Source organism: Streptomyces sp. NPDC031379 (assembly GCF_055569615.1).
The window spans coordinates 109,049-119,568 of sequence record NZ_JBVIIT010000020.1 but is presented as its reverse complement, the minus strand read 5'-3'; the positions used below and the strand labels follow the sequence as shown (position 1 = coordinate 119,568).

General features: G+C 72.0%; 10 protein-coding genes. 7 read left to right on the top strand and 3 right to left on the bottom strand.

The window, feature by feature from the left end:
• The first annotated feature begins 130 nt into the window (after positions 1-130).
• Complete coding sequence (locus tag ACZ5CW_RS27235) at positions 131-1,048, top strand: SGNH/GDSL hydrolase family protein (protein ID WP_468605783.1); 918 nt, start codon at positions 131-133, stop codon at positions 1,046-1,048.
• A 92-nt stretch (positions 1,049-1,140) separates the two neighbouring features.
• Here the strand turns inward: ACZ5CW_RS27235 and pgm are convergent, their stop codons facing one another.
• From pgm to ACZ5CW_RS27220, 3 genes are all read right to left on the bottom strand, one after another.
• Entirely contained in the window at positions 1,141-2,781 is a 1,641-nt protein-coding gene (pgm, locus tag ACZ5CW_RS27230) for a phosphoglucomutase (alpha-D-glucose-1,6-bisphosphate-dependent) (protein ID WP_468605781.1), read from the bottom strand.
• 136 nt (positions 2,782-2,917) lie between these two features.
• Entirely contained in the window at positions 2,918-3,757 is an 840-nt protein-coding gene (locus tag ACZ5CW_RS27225; protein WP_468605779.1) for a chitosanase, read from the bottom strand.
• Between the two features lie 162 nt (positions 3,758-3,919).
• A complete protein-coding gene (locus ACZ5CW_RS27220; protein WP_468605959.1) occupies positions 3,920-5,413 on the bottom strand; it encodes an MFS transporter in 1,494 nt (497 codons plus the stop codon).
• Between the two features lie 229 nt (positions 5,414-5,642).
• Here ACZ5CW_RS27220 and mgrA point away from each other — a divergent pair, with 229 nt between their 5' ends.
• The 6 genes from mgrA to sph all read left to right on the top strand — a co-directional run bounded on the left by mgrA (position 5,643) and on the right by sph (position 10,384).
• Positions 5,643-6,686: an L-glyceraldehyde 3-phosphate reductase gene (gene mgrA / locus ACZ5CW_RS27215; RefSeq protein WP_468605777.1), complete on the top strand. Its 1,044-nt coding sequence runs from the start codon at positions 5,643-5,645 to the stop codon at positions 6,684-6,686.
• A 105-nt stretch (positions 6,687-6,791) separates the two neighbouring features.
• Positions 6,792-6,974 (top strand): hypothetical protein, encoded by a 183-nt coding sequence (locus ACZ5CW_RS27210; protein ID WP_468605775.1) that lies wholly within the window; start codon positions 6,792-6,794, stop codon positions 6,972-6,974.
• A 127-nt stretch (positions 6,975-7,101) separates the two neighbouring features.
• Complete coding sequence (locus ACZ5CW_RS27205) at positions 7,102-7,587, top strand: cation:proton antiporter regulatory subunit (RefSeq protein WP_468605773.1); 486 nt, start codon at positions 7,102-7,104, stop codon at positions 7,585-7,587.
• Positions 7,588-7,591: 4 nt separating this feature from the next.
• Positions 7,592-8,845, top strand: a complete 1,254-nt coding sequence (locus tag ACZ5CW_RS27200) for a cation:proton antiporter (protein WP_468605771.1) — start codon at positions 7,592-7,594, stop codon at positions 8,843-8,845.
• A gap of 38 nt (positions 8,846-8,883) precedes the next feature.
• On the top strand, positions 8,884-9,099 hold the full coding sequence (locus tag ACZ5CW_RS27195) for a hypothetical protein (RefSeq protein WP_468605769.1): 216 nt from the start codon (positions 8,884-8,886) through the stop codon (positions 9,097-9,099).
• Between the two features lie 301 nt (positions 9,100-9,400).
• The gene (sph, locus tag ACZ5CW_RS27190; RefSeq protein WP_468605767.1) at positions 9,401-10,384 is read left to right on the top strand and encodes a sphingomyelin phosphodiesterase; all 984 of its coding nucleotides are present in this window, start codon (positions 9,401-9,403) and stop codon (positions 10,382-10,384) included.
• The last annotated feature ends 136 nt before the right edge of the window (positions 10,385-10,520 follow it).

Sequence of the window (10,520 nt, the reverse complement as noted above, 5' to 3'; positions counted from 1 at the left end):
GGGCTGGTTTCTCCTCTTTTTTTTGAGGGACACCACCCCGACAGGGACCCCCCCCCCCCCCCCCCCCCTCCTTCCCCCCCCCCCCCCCCCCCCCCCCCCCCCCGATGCACCGGCCTGAGGGGGAGGATCCATGGCGAACGACACACGTCCGGCGGGCGGGGCGGGAAGCCGGCGGCGGGCCGCCGCACTGGGAGCGGCGCTGGGCGGTTGCGCCCTGGTCGCCGCCACCACGACCCCGGCGACCGCGCACTCCGGCGGACACGGCCGCGAGGTCGCCTACGTCGCCCTCGGCGACTCGTACACCTCGGCGCCGGGTGTCCCCGACCAGGTCGACGCCAACTGCGCCCGCTCCGACCACAACTACCCCTCCCTCGTCGCGGCGGCGCGGCAGGTGGCCTCGTTCACGGACGTCAGCTGCGGCGGCGCCACGACCGCGCAGATGTGGCAGGCGCAGGGCACGAACGCCCCGCAACTCGACGCGCTGAGCCGGGACACGGACCTGGTGACGCTGCAGATCGGCGGCAACGACGTCGGCTTCGGCTCCGTCATCGCCACCTGCGCCCGCCTCGCCGCCCAGGATCCGGCGGGCAACCCCTGCGAGCGCTCCTACAAGGCCTCCGGTCAGGACCAGTTGGCCCTCGCCGTCGTGCGGACCGCGCCGAAGGTCGACCGGGTGCTGCGGGCCGTGCACGCCCGGGCGCCGCACGCACGAGTGGTCGTCGTCGGCTATCCGGACCTGCTGCCCGACGACGGCAGCGGCTGCTTCCCGCAGGTGCCGTTCGCGCAGCGGGACTTCCCCTACCTGCGTGACACCGAGAAGCGGCTGAACCTGATGCTGCGCCTGGTGGCGGGCCTGAACCGGGCCGAGTACGTCGACACCTACGGCCCCACCGTCGGCCACGACATGTGCAAGGCACCCGCGGACCGCTGGATCGAGCCCCTGCAGCCGGCCTCGCCCGCGGCGCCGGCCCACCCCAACGCCAAGGGTGAGGCGGCCATGGCACAGGCGGTGCTGGACCGGCTGCACGCGGGACGCGGGCGCGGCTGAGCCGACGGCGGCCTCCGGGACGACCTTCCGGGAGGCCGCCCTGTGGCCGGCGGCCTCCGTGCCGCCCCGCCGGAGGCCGCCGCGCGGTGCCGTCAGCCGCCGAGCGCGCCCAGCACCACCGCCTGGGCCTCCTCCTGCACCCGGGCCAGGTGGTCCGTGCCGAGGAAGGACTCGGCGTACACCTTGTAGACGTCCTCGGTGCCCGAGGGGCGGGCCGCGAACCAGGCGTTCTCGGTGCCGACCTTGATGCCGCCGATGGCCGCGCCGTTGCCGGGTGCCTCGGTGAGGACGGACGTGACCGTCTCTCCGGCCAGCGTGTCCGCGGTGACCTGGGCCGGCGACAACCTGGCGAGCAGCGCCTTCTGTTCCCGGGTGGCGGGCGCGTCGATGCGGGCGTAGGCGGGTGCGCCGAAGCGGGCGGTCAGCTCGGCGTAGTGCTGTGACGGGGTCTTGTCCGTGACCGCCGTGATCTCGGAGGCGAGCAGGGCCAGGATGATGCCGTCCTTGTCGGTCGTCCACACCGAGCCGTCCCGGCGCAGGAAGGACGCGCCGGCCGACTCCTCGCCGCCGAACCCGAGGGTGCCGTCGGCCAGTCCGTCCACGAACCACTTGAATCCGACGGGGACCTCGACCAGTCGGCGGCCGAGGTCGGCGGCCACGCGGTCGATCATCGTGGAGGAGACCAGGGTCTTGCCGATGCCCGCGTCGGCGGACCACTGCTCGCGGTGCCGGTAGAGGTAGGAGATGGCGACGGCGAGGTAGTGGTTGGGGTTCATCAGGCCGGCGTCGGGGGTGACGATGCCGTGCCGGTCGGCGTCGGCGTCGTTGCCGGTGGCGATGTGGAACCGGTCGCGCTGTTCGATGAGGGAGGCCATCGCGTAGGGCGAGGAGCAGTCCATGCGGATCTGGCCGTCCCAGTCCAGCGTCATGAACCGCCAGGTCGGGTCGGTGTGCGGGTTGACGACCGTGAGGTCGATGCCGTGCTGTTCGGCGATCCGGCCCCAGTAGGCGACCGAGGCCCCGCCGAGCGGGTCGGCGCCGATGCGCACGCCGGCCGCCCGGACGGCGTCGAGGTCCAGCACGCTCGGCAGGTCGGTGACGTACGTGCCGAGGAAGTCGTGACGCCGGGTGGTGTCCGCGGCGAGCGCGCGGGCGTACGGCAGCCGGCGTACGTCCTTCAGGCCGCCGGTGATGATCTGGTTGGCACGGTCCTGGATCCAGGAGGTGGCGTCGGAGGCCGCCGGGCCGCCGCTCGGCGGGTTGTACTTGAAGCCGCCGTCGGCGGGCGGGTTGTGCGAGGGGGTGACGACGACACCGTCCGCGAGGCCGGAGGTGCGGCCCCGGTTGTGGGTGAGGATCGCGTGGGAGACGGCGGGGGTGGGCGTGTAGCCGTCCTCGCTGTCGATGAGCACGGTCACGTCGTTGGCGGCGAACACCTCGAGGGCGGTCACCTTCGCGGGCTCCGACAGGGCGTGGGTGTCGGCCCCCAGGAAGAGGGGGCCGTCGGTGCCCTGGGCGGTGCGGTACTCGCAGATGGCCTGGCTGGTGGCGGCGATGTGGTCCTCGTTGAACGCGGTCGCCAGGGACGAGCCCCGGTGACCCGAGGTGCCGAACGCCACCCGCTGGCCGGGGTCGGCCGGGTCCGGGTGCAGCGCGTAGTACGCCGTGACCAGCCGGGCCACGTCGACAAGGTCCTCGGGACCGGCCGGCCGGCCGGCTCGCTCGTGCGGCATGAGTCCGTTCCTCCGCATCGGTGGGTTCGTTCGCTCACCGCCCATCTTTCCTCGTCAGGGGTCTGCCGTGCGAGTGCGCCCCTCCGGTGGGGTCGCACCCGCACGGGGCTGCCCCGCGCCGCGCGGCGCCGGCGGGTCAGCCGATGTGGTAACTGTCGCCGTACACCTTCCAGTCGAGCGGGGTGTTCAGGTCGAGGTTGCCCTTGCGCAGGAAGACCCGCTGCGCGGTGTCGACGCGGCTGGTGTCGCTGTGCGCCTCCTCCTGCTTCATCGCCCACACCCGGGCGTCGAGGAAGGCGTTCAGGTACGTCGTCTCGTTGCCGCCCTGCGCCGGCGGCCTGGCGCTGTGCAGGGCACGCGCCCGGATGTTGCGGAAGCTGGTCGGGTCGTCGCCGTCGCCGTGCATGACGATGGCGTCGTAGTAGGCGAACTGGCCGAGGGCGCGCAGCCCGTCGGCCTTGCCCTGAGCGACCGAGGGGTTGAAGTAGACGCGGTCGCGTTCGTCGTTCTGGGCCTGTCGGAACGCCGTGTCCTGGGCGGCCCTGCGCCAGTCCCCGGGGAAGTCGGGGTCCAGGCCGGAATGCGAGTCGCTGCCGTCGACCCTGCGCAGGGCGGGCACATACTTGGCGAGGACGTTGCCGGGCCTGCGGTCGGTGTAGAGCTGGACCAGGTCGAGCATGTCACCGGTGCCGGAGCAGAAGCCGATGATGCCGGCGGTGTAGCCGCGGCCGTCTCCGATGTCCTCGATGTACTTGTACTGGGCCTTCCAGTCGAGCGAGGAGTTCTCCGCGCTCGACACGAGCTGCATCGCCGTCTCCTTCTTCGCCGGGTCGTCGAGGCCCGGCGCGGCCGCCGGCGCGGCGGCGGCACGCTGGGTGCCGAGCAGGGCACCGGTGGCGAGGGCGCCGAGCGCGGCGACGACGGTCCGGCGGGAGAGGTGGGCGGGGGCTGCTGTGTCGCGGTCTGCGTGCACCACAGGGACTCCAAGGGAGAGTGGGGGGTGGGGAGTTGGTCCGTACCGCACTGGTAGGAAAGTTTCCTATCAAACATGGTGCGGGCCGGTAACCCGGCACGCGAGAAGTTCGTAGGATCGAACAGCCCCCGCGAGTCCGCCCCGGGCGTCGACCGCGCCCGGACGTCAGCCGCGCCGCGCGTTCTCCCGCTCCCGCGCGAAGGCGTACAGCTCCTTGGAGGTGGTGATGAGTTCGCGCCGCTCCTCGCGCGAACCGACCATCGGCTGCGACCCCTTGAGCGGCACCTGGGCGCTCTCGGGCAGGAACCTGACGGTCAGCAGGCCGATGACGCCGGCCAGCATCAGGTAGTAGGCGGGCATCAGGTCGTCGCCGGTCGCGGTGACCAGCGCGGCGGTGACCAGCGGGGTGGTACCGCCGAAGGCGGCGACGGCGAAGTTGAAGCCGATGCCCATGGCCGCGTAGCGCACGGCGGTCGGGAACAGGGCGGGCAGGGTGGCGGCACTGGGTGCCGCGAAACAGGCCAGCAGGGTGGACAGCAGCAGCACCCCGAGGATCGGCGGCCAGGTGCCGTGCGCCTTGATCAGCAGGAAAGCCGGTACGGCGAGCACGATCATCGCGGCGGCGGCGACGGCGTAGAGCGGACGCCGGCCGACACGGTCACTGAGCCGGCCCAGGAAGGTGATCAGTACGACGATCCACAGCATCCCGACGAGGACCAGGAGGTCGGCGGAGCCGCTGGAACGGCCCAGGGTCTCGGTCTGATAGGTCGGCAGATAGCCGGTGACCATGTAGTTGGTGACGTTGTAGAGCAGCACCAGGCCCATGCAGACGAGCAGCGCCCGCCAGTGGTTCTTGACGATGTCCTTGAACTCGCTGCCCGCCGACTCCTGGACGAGGCTCTTCTCGTGTTCGTCCAGCTGCTGTCGGAAGGCCGGCGACTCCTCGAGCCTGAGCCGCATGTAGAGGCCGATCACACCGAGCGGTCCGGCGATCAGGAAGGGGACGCGCCAGCCCCAGGAGAGCATCTGAGCGTCCGTCAGTGTCAGGTTCAGTACGGTGACCAGGGCCGAACCGAGGGCGTAGCCGACGAAGGTGCCGAAGTCGAGCCAGCTGGAGAGGAAGCCGCGCCTGCGGTCGGGCGAGTACTCGGCGACGAAGGTGGTCGCTCCGCCGTACTCGCCGCCGGTGGAGAAGCCCTGGACCATGCGGGCCAGCAGGAGCAGCACGGGCGCGGCGATGCCGATCGTGGCGTAACCGGGGATGACGCCGATGGCGAAGGTGCCCACCGCCATCATGATCATGGTGGTGGCGAGCACCTTCTGCCGGCCGATCCGGTCACCGAGCGGCCCGAAGACCAGGCCGCCGAGGGGCCGTACGACGAAGGCGGCGGCGAAGGTCGCGAAGGAGGAGAGGACCTGGGCGGCCGGGGACGCGCCCGGGAAGAAGACCTTGCCGATGGTGGCGGCGAGATAGCTGTAGACGCCGAAGTCGAACCACTCCATGCAGTTGCCGAGCGCGGAGGCGCCGACGGCGCGCCTGAGCAGCGAGGGCTCGACGACCTGGACGTCGTCCTCGCCGAAGGCCCGGCGGTTGCGGCGGATCCGGCGAGTCAGCTCCTCACAGACCTGGCGTGGCAGCCGGGCGGCGGCCCCGGGCACCCGCGACCGGTTCCCGGTCTCCTGCTCCGCGCCGGATGCCGCACCGCTCACGAGCGTCTCCGTTCTCTCGCCCCACTGATCACCGCCTGCCCCGACGACCGATTCAGAAACGGAACCAATCAATCCCATACGGGACGGCGGTTGGACTTGGACGGCGGCAGGACGGAGGGTGGACGGGCCCCTGCGCACACGCACGGGCACCCCTACGGCACCACCCGGAGAAGACCCGATGACGTACGTCGCGGACGCCGCTCGCTACGACGGCACCATGCGCTACCGGCGCACCGGCCGCTCGGGACTGGACCTACCGGTCCTGTCCCTGGGCTACTGGCACAACTTCGGCGACGACCGCCCCTTCGAGACCCAGCGCGAGATCGCCCTGCGCGCCTTCGACCTCGGGATCACCCACCACGACCTGGCCAACAACTACGGCCCGCCGTACGGCGCGGCCGAGCTGAACTTCGGGCGGCTGCTGAAGCAGGACCTGGCGCCGTACCGGGACGAGCTGGTGATCTCCACCAAGGCCGGCTGGGACATGTGGCCCGGCCCCTACGGGCAGGGCGGCGGCTCCCGCAAGTACCTGCTGGCCTCGCTGGACCAGTCGCTGCGCCGGATGGGCGTGGACCACGTGGACATCTTCTACTCCCACCGGCTGGACGCGAGCACGCCGCTGGAGGAGACGATGGGCGCGCTCGACACGGCGGTCCGCCAGGGCAAGGCGCTGTACGTCGGCATCTCCTCGTACGACGCCGAGCGCACCCGGCAGGCGGCCGCGATCCTGCGGGACCTGGGCACCCCGCTGCTCATCCACCAGCCGTCGTACAGCATGCTCAACCGCTGGATCGAGACCGACGGCCTGCTGGACACGGCGCGGGAGGAGGGCTTCGGGGTGATCGGCTTCACGGCACTCGCCCAGGGGCTGCTGACCGGCCGCTACCTCGAGGGCGTGCCGGGGGACTCGCGGGCGGCGCAGGGGACGTCCTTCGACCCCGCGTGGCTCACCGACGACATGCGGCACCGGCTGCGCGCCCTGAACGACATCGCGGCCCGGCGGGGGCAGACCCTCGCCCAGCTGGCCCTGGCCTGGGCCCTTCGCGACGAGCGGGTGACCTCCCTGGTCATCGGCGCCTCACGCGTGGAGCAGCTGGAGCAGAACGTGGCCGCGCTGGAGAACGCGGACTTCAGCGACGCGGAGCTGGCCGAGATCGACCAGTACGCCACCGAGGGCGGAGTGGACCTGTGGCAGGAGGCCCGCCTGGGGAATCTCCGGTGATCCCTGGCACTCGGTGACATCGACCATAGACATAAGGAAAAAGTAGGACATAATGGATGCCATCGGACCGCGACTTCCCCGCGATTTCAAGGAGCCGCTCCCCGCATGGCCTACGGAGCCCACCACAGCCCCTACCTGCCTCCCCACCCCGATCTGGGCCTTGCCCGCAACTGCGAGCACTGCCTCGGCTGGGGAACCGTCGTGACCCGCGACGGGGAACACGAACTGTGCTGCACCTGCCAGCCCGACCCCGGCGACGGCGAGAGCGCCCCCGGCTCCGTCTTCTAGTCCCCGGCTCCCGCACGCAGCAGCCCCCTGCCCGACCAGGGCCCGCCACCAGGACGTTCACCGACGCCAGGTTAGGGTTCAGGTAATAGTTTCCTCAAGAAACATTCAAATCGGGCAGGGGGCAGTCATGGGCACCGCACGCACGAGCAGTACGCCGTTGCCGGGTATCGGCGTCCGCTACGACCTCACGACGCGCGAGGACCACCGTGTGTCGGTGGTGGCACACCGCGACGGGTCGAGGACACTCAGCGCCTACCGCGGTGACGACCCCGACGCCTGCGCCCTCTCGGTCCGGCTCACCGGCACCGAGGCGGAGGCGCTGGTGGACGCGCTCAAGCCCACGCACCACAGCCCCACCCTGCTGTCCACGACGGAGCTGGGCCTGGTCGCGGAACGGATCGCGCTGTCCTGGTCCTCGTACTGGAACGGGCGGCTGCTCGGTGACACCCGGATGCGGACCGAGACGGGCGTGTCGATCGTGGCCGTGCTGCGCCGCGCCGAGGCGATCCCCTCCCCCGGCCCCGGCTTCCGGCTGGCCGGCGGGGACACCCTGATCGTGATCGGCACCCGCGAGGGCGTCGACGCGGCCGCCGCGATACTCGGCCGGGAGTGATCGCGTGCACTCCTCCGCGGTCTTCCTGATCGAGTTCGGCGCGATCATCCTGGGCCTCGGGCTGCTGGGCCGGCTCGCCGCCCGCCTGCGGTTCTCGCCGATACCGCTGTACCTGCTGGCCGGCCTGGCCTTCGGCGAGGGCGGGCTGCTGCCGCTGGGCACCAGCGAGGAGTTCGTGGCGATCGGCGCCGAGATCGGCGTGATCCTGCTGCTGCTCATGCTGGGCCTCGAGTACACGGCCAGCGACCTGGTCTCCAACCTCAAGACGCAGTACCCGGCCGGCCTCGTCGACGCCGCCCTCAACGCCCTGCCCGGCGCCGCGATGGCCCTCCTGCTGGGCTGGGGCCCGATCGCCGCGGTCGTGCTGGCCGGTATCACCTGGATCTCCTCCTCCGGCGTCATCGCCAAGGTCCTCGGCGACCTCGGCCGGATCGGCAACCGCGAGACACCGGTCATCCTCAGCATCCTGGTGCTGGAGGACCTGTCGATGGCGGTCTATCTGCCGGTCGTCACGGCACTGCTGGCCGGGACCGGTTTCGCCGCCGGCAGTGTCACGCTGGCCATCGCGCTCGGGGTGGCGGGCCTGGTCCTGCTGCTGGCGGTGCGCTTCGGCCGCCACATCTCCCGCTTCGTCTCCACCGACGACCCGGAGAAGCTGCTGCTGGTGGTGCTCGGCCTGACGCTGGTGGTCGCCGGTGTCGCACAGCAGCTGCAGGTGTCGGCGGCCGTGGGCGCGTTCCTGGTCGGTATCGCCCTGTCCGGGGAGGTCGCCGAGGGCGCCCACCACCTGCTCGCGCCTCTCCGGGACCTGTTCGCGGCCGTCTTCTTCGTCTTCTTCGGCCTGCACACCGACCCGGCGAGCATCCCGCCGGTCCTGCTGCCCGCGCTCGGGCTGGCCGTCGTCACCACCCTCACCAAGATCGCCACGGGCTACTGGGCGGCCCGCCGCGCCGGGATCTCCGCCAAGGGCCGGTGGCGGGCCGGCGGCACCCTGGTCGCCCGCGGTGAGTTCTCCATCGTCATCGCCGGGCTCGCCGTCACCTCCGGCATCGACTCCGACCTGGGCCCGCTGGCCACGGCCTATGTGCTGATCCTGGTCGTCCTCGGCCCGCTGACCGCCCGCTACACCGAACCGCTGGCGCGGTGGCTGACCGGCCGGCGCACCGGGCGCGGGGCACCGCACGCCGACGGTGACGCCGTCACGGCCGGCGACCCGGGAGGCAGGGTGCTCGACCAGGACACGGTCGGCCGGCCCTGACCGCCGCGCCGCCGCCCGGCCACCAGGGCCACTGGGCCGTGGCCCTGCCGGAGGACTTCGGGGTCCGCGCGCCGGGCGGGGCGATCCCGCTCGCGGCGGGGGTGTGCACGGGCGCGGGGCGGCTGGACATCGTGGCCGTGGCGGGCGTCGCGCCCGCCAAGGCCGTCGTCGGCGACACCATCGGCTACCCGATCGGGCGGGCCGGCGGGCGGGGCGGGCCTTCGTGCACCGCCGGGGCCGGTACGTCCTCCTGACGCCCCGGCGGTTCGCGGCCGCCGGGGCTTTCGTCGGCCGGCACGGCGGCAGGAACGGCCCAGTTCACCGAGGGCCTGCACCTGGCCACCGGCGTGATCGGCACGGCCGGCGGCCGTCCACGACGACGCCCGGCGCCACCGGCTCCACGTCTTCGGCGCCGCCGCCGTCCTGCTCGCGGCCCTCGTCGTACGACACCTCGTTCGACGGCGGTACACCTAGGTGTTACCCCCGGTCACTCCCTGGTGGTTTGATGTGCGGCGCCACTCAGCTCTGCATCGACTCCATCGACAGGGAGATCCAGTGACGCCCTTCGCACCGCGCCGCGCCCTCGCCGCGGCCGTGCTCGCCCTCGCCCTGCCCGCAGCGGCGCTCGCCCGCCCCACACCGGCGGCGGCCGCCGAACCGGCACCGGCGCTGAGGGTGCTGACGTACAACGTCTTCCTCATGAGCCGGAACCTCTACCCGAACTGGGGGCAGGACCACCGGGCCGCGGAGATACCCAAGGCGTCCTTCTTCCAGGGCAACGACGTGGTCGTCCTGCAGGAAGCGTTCGACAACTCCTCGTCGGACGCGCTCAAGAGCGCCGCGGCGGACCGGTACCCCTACCAGACGCCGGTGGTGGGGCGCGGCCGCACCGGCTGGGACGCGACCGGCGGGGCGTACTCCGCCACCACGCCCGAGGACGGCGGGGTGACCGTGCTGAGCAAGTGGCCGATCCTGCGCAGGGAGCAGTACGTCTACAAGGACGCGTGCGGCGCGGACTGGTGGTCCAACAAGGGCTTCGCCTACGTCGTGTTGGACGTCGACGGCACCAAGGTGCATGTCATCGGCACCCATGCGCAGTCCACGGACCCCGGATGCGCGGCGGGCGAGGCGGCGCAGGACCGCAGTCGGCAGTTCAAGGCGATCGACGCGTTCCTCGACGCGAAGAACATCCCCGCGGACGAGGAGGTCCTGGTCGCGGGCGACCTGAACGTCGACTCGCGCAGCGGCGAGTACTCCTCCCTGCTCGCCGACGCGGACCTGGTCGGGGCCGACGCGCGCACCGGACACCCGTACTCGTTCGACACGCAGGAGAACTCCGTCGCCCACGACCGGTATCCGGACGATCCGCGCGAGGATCTCGATCACGTCCTCAGCCGGGCGGGTCACGCCCGGCCGGCCGGGTGGCACAACGAGGTCGTCAAGGAGCAGTCGGCCCCCTGGACCGTGACCAGCTGGGGCACGTCGTACACGTACACCGACCTCTCGGACCACTACCCGCTGCGGGCGTACGCGGGCTAGAACGCGCACGGCGGCGGGCCCGGGGGGGGGGGGGGGGGGGGGGAGGGAGGCGGGGGGGGGGTGTTCTCCGAGGGTGCCGCAAGAGACGCCCTCCCCCCTTTTTTCCTGGGGGGGAGAGGGAGAAAAAAACAACCAA

Bases quoted from the DNA above. Each gene is read 5' to 3' on its own strand.
- ACZ5CW_RS27235 (WP_468605783.1), top strand. From the start codon at position 131: ATGGCGAACGACACACGTCCGGCGGGCGGGGCGGGAAGCCGGCGGCGG.
- mgrA (WP_468605777.1), top strand. From the start codon at position 5,643: ATGACGTACGTCGCGGACGCCGCTCGCTACGACGGCACCATGCGCTAC.
- ACZ5CW_RS27205 (WP_468605773.1), top strand. From the start codon at position 7,102: ATGGGCACCGCACGCACGAGCAGTACGCCGTTGCCGGGTATCGGCGTC.
- pgm (WP_468605781.1), bottom strand. From the start codon at position 2,781: ATGCCGCACGAGCGAGCCGGCCGGCCGGCCGGTCCCGAGGACCTTGTC.
- ACZ5CW_RS27210 (WP_468605775.1), top strand. From the start codon at position 6,792: ATGGCCTACGGAGCCCACCACAGCCCCTACCTGCCTCCCCACCCCGAT.